The following is a 17,354-nucleotide window of genomic DNA, read 5'->3' on the forward strand; positions in this document are numbered from 1 at the left end:
CAGAAAAAGGCAGCATCGGCGACTATGCTACCTTTCCCCCATCAGAGTATATCATTTTTTGAGCCTCTTTGCATTTTCCTTAAAACTCACCTTGGTTAACCATTGCAGGCCTGGAAACCGGCTCCGCAAACGATCCACCGTCTACTTGTTCAAGTTGGGATTCTCCGTCAACGTGATAATCAACTTCTTCCACGCTCTCAATTCCTGTCAAGGACAGGGTAAGCATTGCCATCGCTTCTTCGGATAAAGCTTCTCCATCATTTTCGGCCAACAGCGCTTCGTTAAAGTTTACCGTCAAAACACCGTCTTCCAATTCAGGCTCTTCAAGCAGTTCGACATTTTGGCGTAAGGCCGAAATTAAATCTGATTCCGGATTCGGACCGTTCATCAAAGCGCCAACAACAGCCGAAGCTTTATTTTCATCTCCGTCAATTCGCCGTGTAACAGGAACATAATACTCATCGTCTTCTTTTACACTGATGAAATAAACCGTTGCCGCTTCGCTCGCCGTTATATCAGCGGGGCCGTTTCCTTCAAGATTAATGCCAACAGACTCAGCTGTGCCATCGCCAACCGGGGTATCCGCGTTTGGCAGCGTTTCCTGCGTATGGCCATTGATTTGAATTTCCACTTGTTCAACCTCGTCAAATTGCGTCAATGTCCACGTAACCGCTTGTAATAATGCCTCCTCGTGCTCTTCGGGATACTCCGCAAACTCGGGTGAAAAATCAACAATGGCTGTGCCATCATCCGATAGATCAACTCCCTGAACTTCCGTCTCCGGTGGCAACACTGCCTGAAGACCGCTAGGCAGTTGATTCGTAATCGGCCCCTCTACGACAAGATGTTCAATGGACTGCTTAAGAACTTCCGAGTCATTTTCAAACTGAAATGTGCGGGGAACGACAAGGCCATCATCATCGAGCAAATATAGCTCCCTTTCCACCGTTTCACCGTCAGAACCATTATTCTCTTCGCCTTCTTCCGATTCCTCACTGTCCGAATCTGCTTCCTCTGTATCGATTTCGGAGGCCTCTTCCTCCTGTACGTCGCTGTTCGCTTCCTCATTTTGTTCGGCTTCATCGTTATCTGAACTACACCCGTACACCAACAGCGCCGTCAACATGAGAAATGAGGACCCCTTCAAAAACTTTCGCACGCTTTTCCCCTCCCTAAGAAAGCTTATCTACACAAAGTATACGAGCCAACAGGGAAAAATAGACCAGCCTTCTATGAAGATTATCAGGAAAAGCGTTCTATATTATGGATTGCTGAACAACTCGCAGCTATCAACTGAAGCCGGGATGCCGCTTCCATGGCTTCGCTTTCCGCGGACGAACGGTCAAGCCTCCTCGCGCAAAACCGGCGCTTCGGGGGCTTGACGCGTCCGTTTTTCCGCTGGAGTCTCGCCATTGCAGCACCATCCCTCCGTACGTTGCCAGAAGCGCAAGGGTTTTTTGCTTATAGGATAGATTTCCTTGCATCCAACTTTGACAACACCAACGGAAAATGCTTATGTGCCAGTCTTTTTCCGTTAGTCAGCAGTTCCTATATTATGCAGGTAAAATAAGATGATCAACGATTTGTTCCTCAAGTCCAAGCCATCGCTTTGCGATCGTTTGAAAATGTTGAACCGAACCTGTCGTAAAAAAAACATGCTCCCGCGTTCGATCATCTTTCTGATTCAACCCTTGGTGTTGAAGAATCGTGCTCACTTCACGCGCGGTCTCGGAACCGGATGAAATGACCTGAACGCCCTCGCCTACGACATTTTGGATGATCGGTGCCAACAATGGGTAATGGGTACACCCCAAGATCAACGTGTCAAAAGATTTTTGCAAGAGCGGCTTTAAGGTATCTGCAACGACCCTACGCGCCTCATCGGCGCTCACCCTTCCTTGCTCCACAAGAGGAACAAACATCGGACAAGCGAGACTATGTACAGTAACCTTTTCTCCTTGAATGCTTGTAAGGGCAAGTGGATAAGCGTCACTTTTTATCGTTCCCTCTGTACCAATCACCGCGATTTCTTTTCTGTTCGTAACATTGAGCGCCGCCAGTGCACCCGGTTGTACGACACCGACGACCGGTATCGGCAGCCGTTCCTGCACTTCGTCCAGAACGACTGCTGTGGCTGTGTTGCACGCAATAATGAGCATTTTAATATTTTCGTTTACAAGGTGGTCAATCATCTGCCAAGTAAACAGTCGAACCTCTTCTACCGTTCTCGGTCCGTATGGGCAGCGAGCGGTATCTCCAATATAAATCATAGGCTCTTTCGGTAGTTGACGGGCAATCTCCTCGGCGACGGTTAATCCCCCGATTCCTGAATCAATGATGCCGATTGGTTTATTCAACGTTTTCTCTCTCCTATTGATCCTTTTCCATTTCCGCATGCAGCGAAGTAAGTGTTTGTTGCAGTTGATCAATTTCTGCAACTGAAAAATTTGCTAAAATATAACTTAAATAACCCTGTCTCTTTTGAATCACTTCTCGAATAATCTCTTTTCCATGGTTCAGGATATGCACGCGCACAACTCTGCGATCAAGTTGGTCTTTCACTCGCTCCACCATCCCGTTGCTTTCCAAACGATCAACAAGATCCGTGATTGTGCTAAATGCAAGATACATTTTCGTGGATAGTTCTCCTATGGTTAGATCGCCGCTTTCCTGCAAATATTGCAAGGCGATAAATTGAGGGGGTGTAATTGGAAAGTGGTTTAATATTTCGCGTCCTTGCTGTTTCACCATATAGGAAATGCGCCGGAGTGATTTTTCTATTTGTTCAACCCTTTCCGCTTCCATATAATCCCCCTTCACATAACGGGTTGGGGAATAGAGCCCCCTTTATTTTCACTCTTTTTTCATAAAATTGCAAGGCAATAAAAAACGCCTGCCAAAGCAGGCGCCTATTTGGTCTCGGCATAGACCAGTTCTTTCACTTCATCTGCTGTACCACAGACCAATGCACGTTCAACCAACGCTCGTGCATCGTTCACACTTAACGTTCTCATAAGGCTTCGGGCGGGTAAAATAGAGGTAGCGCTCATGCTGAATTCATCCAAGCCCATCCCTAGCAATAGTGGAAGTGCCGTTTCTTCGCCGGCCATTTCTCCGCACATTCCTGTCCATTTTCCTTCAATGTGAGACGCGTCAATCACATTTTTAATTAATCGCAAAACCGCGGGATGATACGGTTGATATAGATGCGACACACGCTCGCTCATACGATCGGCAGCCAGTGTGTATTGCACCAGATCATTGGTCCCAATGCTAAAAAAATCTACTTCTTTTGCAAATGATGCAGCCGCAACAGCGGTGGAAGGTATTTCGACCATTATTCCGACCGATACTTGGGAATCGAAAGAAACCCCTTCAGCGTTTAACCGTTTCTTTTCTTCTTCGACAAGTCCTTTTGCCGCGCGAAATTCTTCCAGTGTTGCTACCATCGGAAACATGATTTTCAGGTTTCCGTAATGACTCGCGCGAAGCAATGCCCGTAGCTGGGTGCGAAACATGTCGGTTTTTTCCAAACATAGCCGTAGGGCACGAAACCCAAGAAACGGATTCAATTCTTCAGGAAGATCAAGATACGGGAGTTTTTTGTCTCCTCCGATGTCTAGGGTGCGGATGACGATCGGAGCGCCATCCATTTGTTCGACAACAGTCCGATAGGCTTCAAACTGTTCCTCTTCTCCCGGAAAACTGTCTCGTCCCATGTACAGAAACTCCGTGCGATATAGCCCGATCCCTTCCGCGCCGTTTTCGAGCACCCCTCTCATGTCATCAGGAGTCCCGATATTGGCGGCCAGTTCCACACGTTTCCCATCCGCGGTAATAGATGGCTCGCTGACGAGTTTTTTCTGCTCTGCTTTATCTGCCGCAAGCTTTTGTTGCCGCTCCCGATATATGTTCAACGTAGATTCATCCGGATTAACAACGACTTCCCCATGGGCACCATCCACGATAAGGAGGTCACCGTTCTGTATAATTGATGTAATGTTTTGCGTGCCCACAACCGCCGGGATTTCCAGTGAACGGGCCATGATCGCCGAATGGGACGTTCTGCCACCGATATTTGTCACAAAACCAAGCGTATACTGCCGATCCAGTTGCGCAGTATCCGATGGCGTTAAATCATGAGATATGATGATCACTTCTTTATCTATAGCAGCAAGACTCGTATTCTCCACTCCTGCCAAATGCAAAAGCACACGTTGGGAAACGTCTCTAATATCAGCGGCCCGTTCCCGCATATATGCATTGTCCATATCTTCAAACATTTGTATGTACATAGCAGAGACCTCTTGCAGTGCATACGAGGCGTTGACGCCGTCATTTTTTATTTTGGATTCGACTGCATAGATCAATTCCGGATCTTCTAGAACAAGGAGATGAGCGGAAAAAATTTCGGCGTTTTCTTCGCCTTGCTGAACGAACGTTTTTTTCCGAATCGTCTCCAATTCCCTTTTTGCTTTATCAAGCGCTTCCCGAAATCGCGAGGATTCCTCGGCTACATCTGATACCGTTCCCTTTTGAATGTTCAGGTCCGGTTGTTCAAGGTGAAATGCATGGGCGATGGCTACGCCGTTGGACGCGGCTATTCCTTTTATATGATCCGCCATTATTCTCCCAATCTTTCTTGGATTGTTTTTGTGAGTGCTTCCATGGCTTCTTCCTCATCGTTCCCATCAACGGTAACGAGAATTTCGCCGCCTTTCCCTACACCCAGTGACATGACGCCCATAATTGATTTAAGGTTTACGGACTTTCCTTTGGACTCAATCGTAATTTCCGAAGAAAATTGGCCGGCTTTATTCACCAGATTTGTAGCCGGACGCGCGTGTAATCCTGTTTCTGCCGTAATGGTAAATGTTTTTTGTTTCATGTATTATCGACTCCTTTATCCTTGCGCAAACGTTTATTGTGCACATCATTCCTCGTGCGTGCTTGTGCTATATTTTATTATAGATGCACAGATAAAACAAGACACAGGAAGATGCCTACCGTCCTTATATCAGAAAAACTGTCTTTTGGCTAACCTCGGGACACGTAAACACCGTTCACTAGTCGTCCGCCACTTTTTTCCTTGGTACTCACCGACGGGCTTCGCTACACATACGATATGATGACTAAAATCTTTCTTCCGTATGTCCAATGTATTAAGACGCGCACCAAAGGTGGCCTGGATAGAAAGGGTGACACGAGAGTGAAGGACTTGGAACGTGCTCCTCGTTCCCTTTTGACAAAAAGGGAAAAAGAAGTCTTTGACCTTCTTGTCAAGGACCAAACAACAAAGGAGATCGCCGGACAGCTTTACATTAGCGAAAAAACAGTCCGAAACCATATCTCAAACGCCATGCAAAAACTAGGCGTTAAAGGACGTTCACAAGCAGTCATTGAATTAATACGTCTTGGCGAAATCCAGATTTAATGAGCGCCGGCTTTCGGGGGAAGGCCGGGCTTTTTCCTATTTTTTCTCAATGGAAAAGGATTAACACCAAAATCAATGGTTGGAATGTATGAATAAATGTGGTAACGATAACTAGCTAGCGGAGGAAAAACATGGAGACTCCTGTGGGAAAGCGCAGGGCGAAGACCCCGCAGAAAAAAGCGATCTTCTTTTTTCCACATTAAGAACGTTTAACTTTGTTAAGGTAAAGTATAAGTAAAACTAAGGTTCCCACCACTAGTAGTCTATATCAGAAGTTCTGAAAAAACTCTTATTCAAATATCTCCCGATTCTTTGAGGACTGATCAGAGGCAATAATTGCTTCTTGAGTCCTCAGTTACCCGATCTGAGGACTGATCAGAGGCAATAATTGCTTTTTGAGTTCTCAGTTGCTGTGGTTGATCATCGTTTGGTTGGATTTTTGTGCAGGAAAGCATTTTTGAAACGTTGCACTAGAATTTGGTGGAAATCAAGTTTGTTTTTCTAAGAGGAGGCTGAGCTCGGTGCCCACGGAAAGCGTAGTGTTTTTCCCGCAGCGGTTGCATTTATCAACTATAGATTTCGGTGAAAATATCCTCATTAAAAATACGGATGCCCATCTTTATGGGCATCCGTATTTTTTTATCCCGGTGATAAACGCTCGCGGTTCCAGAGGTCAGATTGCGGAAACCAGAGATCGGAAAAGGCGTTTTTCAGGATCTCCGATTTCCGGCTTCTGATTTCTGTCGTCTGGATTTACTGCCCGCCTCCGAAAAAGTTCTTAAATGCCTGCAACGTTTGATCCCGGTTTAGTGCTGCAATGGATGTCGTGAGCGGAATGCCTTTCGGACAAGACTCCACACAGTTTTGGGAGTTGCCGCAGTTCTGCAAACCGCCTTCTTCCATCAAGGCATTCAAGCGGTCCGGCTCGTTCATTTCACCTGTCGGGTGGGCATTAAAGAGACGAACTTGTGAAACAGCCGCCGGCCCAATGAATTCAGAGTTGCTATTGACATTCGGACAAGCTTCCAGACAAACGCCGCATGTCATACATTTGGATAATTCATATGCCCATTGACGTCGGTTTTCGGCAATTCGAGGCCCAGGTCCAAGGTCATAAGTGCCGTCAATCGGAATCCAAGCTTTTACTTTCTTCAAGGAATCGAACATACGACTACGATCAACGATGAGATCCCGAACGACCGGAAAAGTTTTCATCGGTTCCAGACGAATCGGTTGCTCAAAATCATCGATAAGCGCTGTACAAGATTGTTGAGGCTTCCCATTGATGATCATCGAGCAAGCACCGCACACTTCTTCCAAACAATTCATGTCCCAAACGACAGGTTTTGATTCTTTCCCGTCGGAGGTAACAGGATTACGGCGAATCTCCATTAGCGCGCTGATCACATTCATATTCGGTTTATATTGAATTTCAAATTCTTCGTTATAGGATTGATCATCCGGGCTGTCTTGACGAGTGATGACAAAGCGAATCGTTTGTTGATCGCTCATGATTTTCCAGCTCCTTGTTGCTCTGTCGTTTTATTCTTGGAGTAGTCTCTCTTTCTGGGTGTGATCAACGATACGTCAACATCTTCATATTCAATGACTGGGCCTTTTTTAGACGGATCATACTTGGCTTTTGTCGTCTTTAAAAAATCTTCGTCGTTACGGTCCGGATATTCAGGCTTATAGTGCGCACCGCGGCTTTCATTTCGGTGGTAAGCTCCGATCGTAATGACACGGGCCAAATCGAGCATCCCTTTCATTTGGCGGGCAAATGGCGCGGCTTGATTGCTCCAACGTGCGGTATCGTGCATATTAAGGTCTCCCAACCGCTCCTGAAGTTCTTGCAGTTTATCATCCGTCTTGAGGAGATTTTCATTTTCACGCACAACAGTGACATTATCGGTCATCAAATTGCCGAGCTCTTTATGCAGATTATACGCGTTTTCTTTCCCATCGCTTTTTAGGATGTTTTCATATTCTTCACTGACCTTTTTCACCTCATCCTCATAGAGGGAAGTGGAAAGATCTTCAGCTGATTTATCCAACCCTTGAATGTATTCCACTGCTTTCGGACCGGCGACCATGCCGCCATAGATCGCCGACAGAAGCGAATTGGCGCCCAGTCGGTTCGCGCCATGCTGAGAAAAATCACATTCACCAGCTGCGAAAAGCCCCGGGATGTTTGTCATTTGATCATAGTCGACCCACAATCCGCCCATGGAGTAATGAACAGCAGGGAAAATTTTCATCGGTACTTTCCGAGGATCATCGCCCATAAATTTCTCATAGATTTCCATGATCCCGCCGAGTTTCACATCAAGCTCATGGGCATCTTTATGGGAAAGGTCCAAATACACCATGTTTTCACCGTTAATGCCCAGTTTCTGCTCCACACAAACATCGAAAATCTCACGGGTCGCGATATCGCGGGGAACAAGGTTGCCATACGCCGGATATTTTTCTTCCAAAAAGTACCACGGTTTGTTATCTTTATACGTCCAAATACGACCGCCTTCTCCACGTGCCGATTCGCTCATGAGACGCAATTTATCATCGCCGGGGATGGCCGTCGGGTGGATTTGAATAAATTCACCGTTGGCATAATAAACCCCTTGCTCATACAACTTGGCAGCTGCAAAACCTGTATTAATCATAGAGTTCGTAGATTTGCCAAAGATAATTCCCGGACCGCCCGTAGCTACAATCACGGCATCTGCCCGAAAGCTTTGCGTTTCCATGGAGGTTAAATGTTGGGCGGTAATGCCCCGACAACGTCCATCATCATCGATCACCGCTGAGGTAAACTCCCAATTCTCATATTTTTGAACGAGGCCATTCACTTCGTGGCGGCGCACCTGCTCATCCAACGCATAGAGCAATTGTTGGCCTGTCGTCGCGCCCGCGTAGGCGGTACGGTGATATTGCGTACCTCCGAAGCGGCGGAAGTCCAACAAGCCCTCGGGACTGCGGTTAAACATAACTCCCATGCGGTCAAGCAGATGGATAATGCTCGGCGCTGCGTCGGTCATTGCTTTTACAGGCGGCTGATTCGCAAGGTAGTCTCCCCCGTACAACGTGTCGTCAAAGTGTTCCCAAGGTGAATCGCCTTCCCCTTTTGTATTTACGGCACCGTTTATGCCCCCCTGGGCACAAACGGAATGCGATCGTTTCACCGGTACAATGGAGAACAAATCTACACTTATGCCCGCTTCCGCGGCTTTAATTGTTGCCATTAAACCGGCGAGACCGCCTCCGACAACAATAATATTTTCTTTGCTCATGAACTCCCACTCCTTACATGTTTGCTAGTCCGGGGTCAATAAATGCCAGAATGGCACGAACGCCGATGAATGATAGAACGAGGAACACCCCTAGACTCACATATGTCATGATTTGTTGTGAACGAGGAGAAACAGTTATTCCCCAAGTAACGGCAAACGACCAAAGTCCGTTGGAAAAATGGAACGTCGCAGCCAGTACCCCTGCAAAATAAAAAGCAAGCATAAACGGACTGCTTAATATGTCTGCCATCATATCATAGTTGACCTCTGCGCCAAACTGCGCCTGAATTCTCGTTTCCCATACGTGCCAACTGATAAAGATGAGCAGAAAAATTCCGGTGATACGTTGAATTAAAAACATAACGTTACGGAAAAATCCAAACCTGCGCGTATTGTTCTTACCGGAAAACGTGATGTAAATGCCGTAAATAGCATGGTATAGAAGCGGCAAGAAGATGAAAAGAATCTCCAACGCGTAACGAAACGGCAAATTTTCCATAAAAGTTGCGGCCGTATTAAAAGAACTTGCTCCATAAACCGCAAAATGGTTCACAAATAAATGCTGAAGAAGAAATGCACCCACCGGGATGACACCGAGCAGCGAATGCAATCTACGATTCATGAACTCCTGATTCTGAGGCATCGATTCGGCTCCCCTCTATATTGCTTGTCTCTTTTAGGATTACAATTGATTTTTAGAAAACCTTAGTTACACTTATGCAGATAATAAAGTTGATTTATACTTTCTTAATCTGCCAAAAAACGACGCGTTTCTTTCTTTTAAATGATTTCTCTCTGGTTTCTTTCCTATCCCTTTCTCTATAGACTCCTCCTTTGCGACACGGAACATGCACGGCGCTACAAGGCTGCCCCGTGGATTTTAAACGCATGGATGTTGGCCACCTCAAACCAAGTATGTAATCCAATAAATACAAAGAAGTTTCTTAACTGGCATCCATGAAGTCACACGTCCGTTCATCATTCCGACAATTTTATTGTACGCTTGCACACATATATCGTCAAGAAAATCACTCTAAAATCACTCTGTGCTCAGCGTTTTCACGGTAATTTGCACTGATCCATCCAATGGTTTTCATCAAAAAAATTCACGCTTATGTATAGTCTTCTTTTTCATTAACGCTTATAATGGAAAAAGAAAGTGGGGAGGTTTGTGTGTCAGAAACAAGTCGAAAATACAGTGATTATGGATACGAACTACTTAGGAAAACCTTGTTGCCGGAATTACTTAATGAAGATCATGACGCCATTATGTACTGGGGAGGGAAATTACTGGCCCGTGAGAATCCCCTTGATGACATAGAAGAAATTCCGCCGTTTTTCGAACGCGCGGGTTGGGGAACGATTGAAAAACAAAAGGAAAGCAAAAACCAATGGAAATACGAATTACAGTTAATGAGCGATGAAAAAAAGCCTGCTTTTTCCAGGCATTTGGAAGCAGGTTTTCTAGCCGGGCAATTCGAACTCCTTTACGGAACGGTAGCGGAAGCAACAATGGAAAGGAAACGGAACGGAATTAAACTCTACGTCTATATTGATCCGTTTCGAGAACATTAAGGGCCTTTCCACAGGCCCTTCACTTTTCTTGCAGCTTTTCCATTACCGCTCTCGCCACTTGATCGGGAATCGACGCCTTCCTAAAATCTTCAAGACTCGCTTCCTTCATTTTTTTCATTGAACCAAAGTGCCGCAGCAATTTCCGTTTTCGTTTTTCCCCGATTCCGGGCACATCATCGAGCACAGAAGCAAACGAACGCTTTGCCCGTGTTTGTCGATGAAATTGAACAGCAAAACGATGGACTTCATCCTGGATTCTTTGCAATAGGTAAAATTCGTGGCTATCTCTCGGGAGCCGCACCGGGTGTGCATCTTCCCCAAACAATAGTTGCGATGTTTTGTGCTTATCGTCTTTGGCCATACCTGCGACGGGCAACGGCAAATTAAGCTCGTCTTGCAAGACACTGATCGCCGCTGACAACTGCCCTTTCCCTCCATCGACGAGCACCAAATCGGGCAATGGAGCTTCTTCCCTCAACAGGCGCAGGTAACGTCTGCGGATCACTTCTTTCATGGACGCGTAATCATCTGGTCCTTGTACGTCTTTGACGCGATACTTACGGTAATCTTTTTTGTACGGTTTCCCGTCTGCAAACACGACCATGGCCGACACGGGGTTCGTGCCCTGGATATTGGAATTGTCAAACGCCTCTATTCGATAGGGGGGGTCGATATCCAGCGTTTCCCCAAGCTTTTCCACAGCTCGTACCGTTCGTTCTTCATCGCGCTCGATAAGGTCAAAGCGTTCTTTCAAGGCCGCTTCCGCGTTTTTTGTCGCGAGATCCAACAGTTCTTTTTTTTGCCCGCGTTTGGGTTCCAACACTTTAATGCCGAGCATCTCTCTCATATAGACGGCAGAGTCATTCGGCGGAACAATGATTTCTTTTGGCTTGAGATGGTTGTCATCCCAATAAAATTGCCCGACAAACGTCAAAAAATCCTCTTCCGGGGTTTGATAAAAAGGAAACAGGGACACATCCCGCTCAATCAGCTTCCCTTGTCGAATAAAAAAGACTTGCACACACATCCAGCCCTTGTCATACGCATAAGCGAAAACGTCCCGATTCGTCCCGTCCGTTGCCATCATCTTTTGTTTTTGCATGACAGCATCAATGTGTTCGATTTGATCACGCATTTCCTTTGCCCGCTCAAAGTTTAACTCTTCGGACGCTGCGTGCATTTTCTCTTCAAGCTCGGCGCGCACTTCGTGATGGCCATTATTTAAAAAACGCTGGATTTCATTTACGAGCGCTTTGTTTTTTTCTTGGGAAACAGGGAATTCACAAGGAGCAAGGCACTGGCCGATATGATAATACAAACATACCCGATCAGGAAGTGTGCGGCATTTTCTGAGCGGATACAACCGATCCAACAGCTTTTTCGTTTCATTTGCCGCTAAAGCGTTAGGATAGGGTCCAAAGTAACGTCCTCCGTCTTTTTTTACTTGTCGCGTTTTAATGAGGCGAGGGTGTTCTTCATTTGTAATTTTCAAGTAAGGGTACGATTTGTCATCTTTGAGCAGCACGTTGTATTTAGGCTCATACTTTTTGATCAAATTCATTTCCAAAATCAACGCTTCAATATTGGAAGACGTCAAAATGTATTCAAAATCCTCGATTTGCGTGACGAGTGTCTGGGTTTTCGTATCATGGCTCCCGATAAAATACGACCGCACCCGAGTGCGAAGAACTTCGGCTTTGCCGACATAAATAACGGCGCCATTTTTATCTTTCATTAAATAACAGCCCGGATTTCTGGGAATCACTTCGCTTTTTTGTTTCAATGATTGCATCGCCGCCACCTCCGATCTTTATGGATATTCCATCCATTCCTTAAAAACCATGGCGTTCCGCCAAACGCGGAAGCCGGAAGAGAGCTCCATGTTTTTAGAAAACTTGGTTTTTCGCCAAGCTTTTATGGCGAAAGCCTTTGTTGCACTTATGTAGGTAAGAAAGTTGATTTATACTTTCTTACCTACCCGGAAAAGGCACTTTCCCGCTCCGGTCTCGGAAACCCGGCCGCGGAAGTTTCGCTGCATTCACAAGCGGAAAAAGCCTGATGCAACACCAGGCTTTTTTCCGTCTGCTTTCATTTATCAATTCGACTTAGCTAATGTGCTTCTCCAACACTTCGACAAGCGCTTCTTTCGGTTGGAAACCAACCATTTGTTCCACTTGTTCGCCGTCTTTGAATACCATTAGCGTAGGAATGCTCATTACGCCAAACTTGCCTGCCGTTTCTTTATTCTCGTCTACGTCTACCTTGGCAATGGTTAACTTATCGCCCATCTCACCATCAATTTCCTCGAGAACGGGAGCAACCATTTTACAAGGTCCACACCATGTCGCCCAGAAATCAGCGAGTACAACGCCTTCAGATGTTTCTTGGGCAAAATCCTGATCCGTTACATTCTTAATCGCCATTTTTATAATCTCCTTTCATTATCTTCATCCATCCCACATGTGCATTGTAGCATTCCATTAGTATTGCCGCTAACAATCTGCTTATTCTGGAGATAAGAGGTGGGAAGGAAGCTAAAGAGAGACAGCAGCCTTTAATAAATGGTACTGTCTCTCCTTTTCCATGTTTTTATGCGTCAGCTGTTACTTTTTTGAATTCTTCGATGAGCAACGGTACGATTTCAAACAGGTCACCGGTCAGGCTGTAGTCGGCCACATCAAAAATCGGGGATTCTGCATCTTTATTAATCGCTACGATGCATTTTGAGCTGGACATCCCTGCCAAGTGTTGGATGGCGCCGGAAATGCCTACAGCTATATAAAGATCCGGGGTAACGACCTTGCCTGTTTGTCCGATTTGCAAAGAGTAATCACAATATTCGGCGTCGCAAGCCCCGCGTGAAGCCCCTACTGCTCCGCCGAGAACGTCAGCAAGTTCATAAAGCGGCTCAAAGCCCTCGGCACTCTTCACGCCGCGACCACCGGCTATGATAACGTTCGCTTCAGACAAGTCAACGCCTCCGCTCGTCTTTTTAACGACATCCTTAATGACTGTGCGTAAATCGTTAATCTCTACGTCTACCGTACCTGTGTCCCCACTACGGCTACTATCTGCCTCCAACGGCGGAATATTGTTCGGCCTGAAGGTTGCAAAAATCACGCCGTCCGTGACACTTTTCTTTTCAAAAGCTTTTCCGGAATAAATCGGGCGGGTGAAAATGACTTCATCCCCATCTACTTCTACATCGACCGCATCGGACACGAGTCCACTGTTCAATTTTGTCGCGATTCGCGGCGCCAAATCCTTCCCGGGGGATGTGTGTGGCATGAGCAAAGCGTCCGGTGATTCTTTTTCGACCACTTGCAGGAGCGCTTGCTTATAAGCATCGGTCGTGTAGTTTTTCAAATTTTCATTTTCAGCAACCAATACACGATCTGCCCCGTGATGAATGAGATTCTCACTCAAATCACTTACACTGTCGCCGCATAACAGGGCTACCACTTCATTATCTCCGGCAATCTTTCGTCCGGCGGCTACCGCCTCGTAACTGACATTTCTTAATTCGCCTTCACTGATTTCTGCAAGTACCAATACTTTTTCAGGCATGAATGGGTCCCTCCTTTATATGACTTTGGCTTCGTTTTTGAGTAGATCGACGAGCTCCCGAACTTGCTCTGCCGGTTCGCCTTCCAATTTCTTGCCTGCTTCTTTTTCCGGTGGCAAGTAGCGATCAACCGTTTTTGTTTTCGCTTCCAGATCATCTTCATCCAGATCGAGGTCATCGAGGTCTAACGTGTCCAATGGTTTTTTCTTCGCTTTCATGATCCCCGGCAAAGAAGGATAACGAGGTTCATTCAACCCTTGCTGACACGTGACGAGTAAAGGAAGCTCTGTTTCCACAATTTCAACGTCCCCTTCGATGTCACGTTCAATGTTCGCGGTCGTGCCATCGATCTCGAGTTTTGTAATCGTTGTCAATTGATTGATATCTAATTTTTCGGCAAGCCTTGGCGCGACTTGACCGGCTCCATCATCCACGGCAACGTTTCCGCCCAGAATAATATCATACGCTTTATCTTTGAAATAAGCGGCCAACATTTCGGAAATCGTGTAATGGTCCACTTCCTCATCCAAGTCTTCCGTATCCAGGAGCACTGCTTGGTCCGCCCCCATGGCAAGCGCGGTGCGCAATTCCTTTTCCGCTTCTTCATCCCCGACGGTGACGACGGTAACTTCCCCGTCATGGGCATCTTTTAGAACGATCGCTTCTTCGATCGCATATTCGTCATATGGATTGATGACAAATTCTGCACCTTCTTCATCAATCACGCCATCGTTGATTTCTACTTTTTCCTCTGTGTCGAACGTTCTTTTCATAACGACATAGATATTCATGCTTCTCTCCTCCCTTTCTTTTCTAAAAGAGTAAAATGAAATGCTTTATGAAAGCTTGGGCGCGTCATCCAGAAAAAAAGCGTCCTTCAAGCGTCTGTACTTAAACTACCACTTTTGAAGGCTCCTAGCAACATTTCAAATGCAGGTTTTGAAAGATCTCGCAAGTCATATTTGCGCTCTTTCATCACCCAATTGGTCACCATTTCATCAAGGGTGCCAAAAAGCATTTGCCGCCCAAGTTTTTCATCAAGATTTTGACTGAAAGTCCCTTCTTCTTTCCCGCTCTTAATCACATCTTCCATCAAATGCACGTACACTTTGAGAACTTCATTGATCTGCAATCTCAAGTCACGTGCGGATTGGCGCATTTCCAATTGCATAACAACGCTTAAATGCGGTTGAGCTGAAAATTGATTAAAGTGCATATGAACAATTTGCCGCAACTTCTCTTCAGCATTGGGACATGTTGCCATTCGTTCTTCAATAGCGGAAATGAACCCTCCCATTTTCGTTCGGAAAAGGGAAACAAGGATATCTTCTTTATTCTTAAAATAAAGGTAGATCGTACCGTCGGCCACGCCCGCTTCTTTTGCAATTTTGGAGACTTGGGCAGCGTGATACCCATGGTCTGCAATAACGGTAACTGCCGCGTCAATAATTAACTGGTATTTTTGAGAGTTTTTCTTATCTAAAGCCATGATTTCTCCTTACGCGCGTTTAGATCACTGAGCGATGCCACAAGCTTGTGAATGATTCTTCATTCATTTTATCTTAAGCGAATACCCTTGTCAAATGGGACCTCACCTTACCCATGTTTCTTCTGTGTGTCATTAGCCTCGTGTTTCTCCATTTCTTCTTCGACAAGCGCGCGTCTTAAAACCTTACCGACAAATGTCTTCGGCAATTCTTCCCTTTTTTCAAAAATACGGGGAATTTTATATGCCGCCAGTTTTGAACGGCAAAATGCCTCAAGATCTTCATGAGTCGCTTCTTGTCCTTCTTTCAATACGACGAATGCTTTCACCGTCTCTCCTCGATACGGATGTGGCACCCCAACTACTGCTGCTTCAAGAATGGCTTCGTGCTCGTAAAGAATTTCTTCCACTTCTCTCGGATAGATATTAAATCCTCCGGCGATGATCATATCTTTTTTTCGGTCAACGATATAGAAAAAACCATCTTCATCTTGATATCCCATGTCCCCGGTCTTAAACCAGCCGCCGTTAAAAACTGCGTTCGTCTCCTCTTCTTTTTTCCAATACCCTTGCATGACCTGCGGCCCGCGCACGGCAATTTCTCCGACTTCATTAATAGATGCAATTTCTCCGCTTCCCTGATTCAATGCTGCCATCTCCGTATCTGGCCACGGCAATCCTATGCTTCCATTCTTATTCATCTCCCAAATCGGATTGGCAGACGCCACTGGTGAGGTTTCGGTCAATCCGTACCCTTCAACCAGTTTGCCACCCGTCTTCTCTTCAAATGTAAGTTGAACTTCTCTCGGCAACGGTGCCGCTCCACTTAAACATGCCTTTATCGAACCCAAGTCATGTTTTTCAATATCGGGATGATTGGTTAAGCTAATGTACATGGTAGGGGCGCCCGGGAACATCGTGATTTTTTTCTTTTCAATCGTCTTTAGCACTTCTTTCGGATCGAATTTCGGTACGATGACTAACTCGGCAACATTTAATATCCCAAGATTCATGGCTGTTGTCATTCCATACACGTGGAAAAACGGGAGGGCTGCCAAAATTCGCTCTTTGCCTCTCTCGGTTTTATACATCCACTGGATGCATTGCTCGGTGTTAACGACAAGATTATAGTGAGTGAGCATCACTCCTTTGGGAGCACCTGTCGTTCCACCCGTATATTGAATCAAAGCCAAATCTTTTTTCGGATCGATGTCCGGTCCCTCGAATGTCTTGCTTGCATTCGCCACAATTTCCTTCCAGCTATGCGTCACATTATCATATGTTACTTCAATTTTCATCCCCATGTCTCTCTTTTGGATATAAGGATAGATTTTGTTTTTCGGGAATGGCAGGAAATCCTTGATGCCGGTGACAAGCACATGCTCCAGGCTAGTATTTTGCCGAACCTTTTGCACACGCGGATAAACCATGTCCAAACAGACGAGCATTTTTGCATCCGAATCTACCAATTGTTGTTCAATTTCCCTTTCGACGAACAACGGGTTCATCTGTACAACGATCCCGCCGGCAAATAATGCTCCATAATAGCAAATCACCGATTGGGGGGTGTTTGCAAGCATGATCGCCACACGGTCGCCTTTTTCAAGGCCTAACATTTTCAAGGCATTTGCAAACTGATGGCTGTAATCAAGCAACTCCTGATAGGTTAATTCTTTTCCTTTAAAATGAATGGCTGTTTTCTCCGGGTATTCCTCCGCAGCCGTTTGCAAAAATTCGTGCAGCCCTTTTTCAGAATATGGATAGGAAGGGGCTACCTCTGCCGGGTAATTATTTAGCCAGGCATGTCTTTCTTTTTTCGTCATATCTCTTCCTCCTCCTGATGTCTATTAAATCTCCCCTTTCTCTATCATAATGGAAACGCTCTCATTAATAAAGTAGAACTTTTATTTTCGATCCTCTATAACGCGATTGCCAGATAAATAATCCCAATGAGGATAAAACCGATACAGCACGTGATTAATATTTTTCCCAACGTTTCCATGC

General features: G+C 45.7%; 18 protein-coding genes. 3 read left to right on the top strand and 15 right to left on the bottom strand.

Annotated elements, in window-relative coordinates:
- Window positions 1-79: 79 nt before the first annotated feature.
- The 6 genes from HUG20_RS14450 to HUG20_RS14475 form a co-directional block, all read right to left on the bottom strand.
- On the bottom strand, window positions 80-1,159 hold the full coding sequence (locus tag HUG20_RS14450) for a GerMN domain-containing protein (protein ID WP_200085364.1): 1,080 nt from the start codon (window positions 1,157-1,159) through the stop codon (window positions 80-82).
- A 130-nt stretch (window positions 1,160-1,289) separates the two neighbouring features.
- A complete protein-coding gene (locus tag HUG20_RS14455) occupies window positions 1,290-1,484 on the bottom strand; it encodes a hypothetical protein (RefSeq protein ID WP_200085366.1) in 195 nt (64 codons plus the stop codon).
- A 69-nt stretch (window positions 1,485-1,553) separates the two neighbouring features.
- A complete protein-coding gene (racE, locus tag HUG20_RS14460; protein WP_200085368.1) occupies window positions 1,554-2,396 on the bottom strand; it encodes a glutamate racemase in 843 nt (280 codons plus the stop codon).
- A complete protein-coding gene (locus tag HUG20_RS14465; protein ID WP_200085369.1) occupies window positions 2,371-2,805 on the bottom strand; it encodes a MarR family winged helix-turn-helix transcriptional regulator in 435 nt (144 codons plus the stop codon). Before HUG20_RS14465 ends, racE begins: the two co-directional genes overlap by 26 nt.
- A gap of 104 nt (window positions 2,806-2,909) precedes the next feature.
- Window positions 2,910-4,625, bottom strand: coding sequence for a phosphoenolpyruvate--protein phosphotransferase (gene ptsP, locus HUG20_RS14470; protein WP_200085371.1), 1,716 nt, complete (start codon window positions 4,623-4,625; stop codon window positions 2,910-2,912).
- Entirely contained in the window at window positions 4,625-4,888 is a 264-nt protein-coding gene (locus HUG20_RS14475) for a phosphocarrier protein HPr (RefSeq protein WP_200085373.1), read from the bottom strand. Before HUG20_RS14475 ends, ptsP begins: the two co-directional genes overlap by 1 nt.
- A gap of 321 nt (window positions 4,889-5,209) precedes the next feature.
- Between HUG20_RS14475 and HUG20_RS14480 the strand changes: the two genes are divergently transcribed.
- Window positions 5,210-5,434 carry a helix-turn-helix domain-containing protein gene (locus tag HUG20_RS14480; RefSeq protein ID WP_114372061.1) on the top strand — a complete coding sequence of 75 codons (225 nt, stop codon included), beginning with the start codon at window positions 5,210-5,212 and terminating at the stop codon, window positions 5,432-5,434.
- A 521-nt stretch (window positions 5,435-5,955) separates the two neighbouring features.
- Complete coding sequence (locus HUG20_RS14485) at window positions 5,956-6,171, top strand: hypothetical protein (protein ID WP_200085376.1); 216 nt, start codon at window positions 5,956-5,958, stop codon at window positions 6,169-6,171.
- 16 nt (window positions 6,172-6,187) lie between these two features.
- Here HUG20_RS14485 and sdhB read toward each other — a convergent pair whose 3' ends face one another.
- The 3 genes from sdhB to HUG20_RS14500 are packed head-to-tail and all read right to left on the bottom strand — an operon-like array spanning window position 6,188 to window position 9,367.
- Window positions 6,188-6,946, bottom strand: coding sequence for a succinate dehydrogenase iron-sulfur subunit (gene sdhB, locus HUG20_RS14490; RefSeq protein ID WP_200085377.1), 759 nt, complete (start codon window positions 6,944-6,946; stop codon window positions 6,188-6,190).
- The gene (gene sdhA / locus HUG20_RS14495; RefSeq protein WP_200085378.1) at window positions 6,943-8,724 is read right to left on the bottom strand and encodes a succinate dehydrogenase flavoprotein subunit; all 1,782 of its coding nucleotides are present in this window, start codon (window positions 8,722-8,724) and stop codon (window positions 6,943-6,945) included. Before sdhA ends, sdhB begins: the two co-directional genes overlap by 4 nt.
- Before the next feature lie 13 nt (window positions 8,725-8,737).
- Window positions 8,738-9,367, bottom strand: a complete 630-nt coding sequence (locus HUG20_RS14500) for a succinate dehydrogenase cytochrome b558 subunit (protein ID WP_200085379.1) — start codon at window positions 9,365-9,367, stop codon at window positions 8,738-8,740.
- A 530-nt stretch (window positions 9,368-9,897) separates the two neighbouring features.
- Here HUG20_RS14500 and HUG20_RS14505 point away from each other — a divergent pair.
- Complete coding sequence (locus HUG20_RS14505) at window positions 9,898-10,299, top strand: DUF2507 domain-containing protein (protein ID WP_200085380.1); 402 nt, start codon at window positions 9,898-9,900, stop codon at window positions 10,297-10,299.
- Window positions 10,300-10,318: 19 nt separating this feature from the next.
- Here the strand turns inward: HUG20_RS14505 and uvrC are convergent, their stop codons facing one another.
- From uvrC to HUG20_RS14535, 6 genes are all read right to left on the bottom strand, one after another.
- Complete coding sequence (uvrC, locus tag HUG20_RS14510; RefSeq protein WP_200085382.1) at window positions 10,319-12,091, bottom strand: excinuclease ABC subunit UvrC; 1,773 nt, start codon at window positions 12,089-12,091, stop codon at window positions 10,319-10,321.
- Window positions 12,092-12,404: 313 nt separating this feature from the next.
- Window positions 12,405-12,722, bottom strand: coding sequence for a thioredoxin (trxA, locus tag HUG20_RS14515; protein WP_200085384.1), 318 nt, complete (start codon window positions 12,720-12,722; stop codon window positions 12,405-12,407).
- Between the two features lie 166 nt (window positions 12,723-12,888).
- Window positions 12,889-13,866, bottom strand: coding sequence for an electron transfer flavoprotein subunit alpha/FixB family protein (locus HUG20_RS14520; RefSeq protein WP_200085385.1), 978 nt, complete (start codon window positions 13,864-13,866; stop codon window positions 12,889-12,891).
- A 15-nt stretch (window positions 13,867-13,881) separates the two neighbouring features.
- Window positions 13,882-14,655: an electron transfer flavoprotein subunit beta/FixA family protein gene (locus tag HUG20_RS14525; RefSeq protein WP_200085387.1), complete on the bottom strand. Its 774-nt coding sequence runs from the start codon at window positions 14,653-14,655 to the stop codon at window positions 13,882-13,884.
- 86 nt (window positions 14,656-14,741) lie between these two features.
- Window positions 14,742-15,353 (bottom strand): fatty acid metabolism transcriptional regulator FadR, encoded by a 612-nt coding sequence (gene fadR / locus HUG20_RS14530; RefSeq protein ID WP_200085388.1) that lies wholly within the window; start codon window positions 15,351-15,353, stop codon window positions 14,742-14,744.
- Window positions 15,354-15,460: 107 nt separating this feature from the next.
- The gene (locus tag HUG20_RS14535) at window positions 15,461-17,173 is read right to left on the bottom strand and encodes a long-chain-fatty-acid--CoA ligase (protein ID WP_200085390.1); all 1,713 of its coding nucleotides are present in this window, start codon (window positions 17,171-17,173) and stop codon (window positions 15,461-15,463) included.
- Window positions 17,174-17,354: the final 181 nt, after the last annotated feature.

This window comes from Salicibibacter cibi (assembly GCF_016495865.1).
GTDB classification, from domain to species: domain Bacteria; phylum Bacillota; class Bacilli; order Bacillales; family Marinococcaceae; genus Salicibibacter; species Salicibibacter cibi.

Excerpts from the sequence above, each read along its gene's own strand:
- HUG20_RS14500 (WP_200085379.1), bottom strand. The coding sequence starts at position 9,367 with ATGCCTCAGAATCAGGAGTTCATGAATCGTAGATTGCATTCGCTGCTC.
- HUG20_RS14465 (WP_200085369.1), bottom strand. The coding sequence starts at position 2,805 with ATGGAAGCGGAAAGGGTTGAACAAATAGAAAAATCACTCCGGCGCATT.
- sdhA (WP_200085378.1), bottom strand. The coding sequence starts at position 8,724 with ATGAGCAAAGAAAATATTATTGTTGTCGGAGGCGGTCTCGCCGGTTTA.
- uvrC (WP_200085382.1), bottom strand. The coding sequence starts at position 12,091 with ATGCAATCATTGAAACAAAAAAGCGAAGTGATTCCCAGAAATCCGGGC.
- HUG20_RS14475 (WP_200085373.1), bottom strand. The coding sequence starts at position 4,888 with ATGAAACAAAAAACATTTACCATTACGGCAGAAACAGGATTACACGCG.
- ptsP (WP_200085371.1), bottom strand. The coding sequence starts at position 4,625 with ATGGCGGATCATATAAAAGGAATAGCCGCGTCCAACGGCGTAGCCATC.
- HUG20_RS14535 (WP_200085390.1), bottom strand. The coding sequence starts at position 17,173 with ATGACGAAAAAAGAAAGACATGCCTGGCTAAATAATTACCCGGCAGAG.
- sdhB (WP_200085377.1), bottom strand. The coding sequence starts at position 6,946 with ATGAGCGATCAACAAACGATTCGCTTTGTCATCACTCGTCAAGACAGC.
- HUG20_RS14455 (WP_200085366.1), bottom strand. The coding sequence starts at position 1,484 with ATGCAAGGAAATCTATCCTATAAGCAAAAAACCCTTGCGCTTCTGGCA.
- trxA (WP_200085384.1), bottom strand. The coding sequence starts at position 12,722 with ATGGCGATTAAGAATGTAACGGATCAGGATTTTGCCCAAGAAACATCT.
- fadR (WP_200085388.1), bottom strand. The coding sequence starts at position 15,353 with ATGGCTTTAGATAAGAAAAACTCTCAAAAATACCAGTTAATTATTGAC.
- racE (WP_200085368.1), bottom strand. The coding sequence starts at position 2,396 with ATGCGGAAATGGAAAAGGATCAATAGGAGAGAGAAAACGTTGAATAAA.
- HUG20_RS14525 (WP_200085387.1), bottom strand. The coding sequence starts at position 14,655 with ATGAATATCTATGTCGTTATGAAAAGAACGTTCGACACAGAGGAAAAA.
- HUG20_RS14520 (WP_200085385.1), bottom strand. The coding sequence starts at position 13,866 with ATGCCTGAAAAAGTATTGGTACTTGCAGAAATCAGTGAAGGCGAATTA.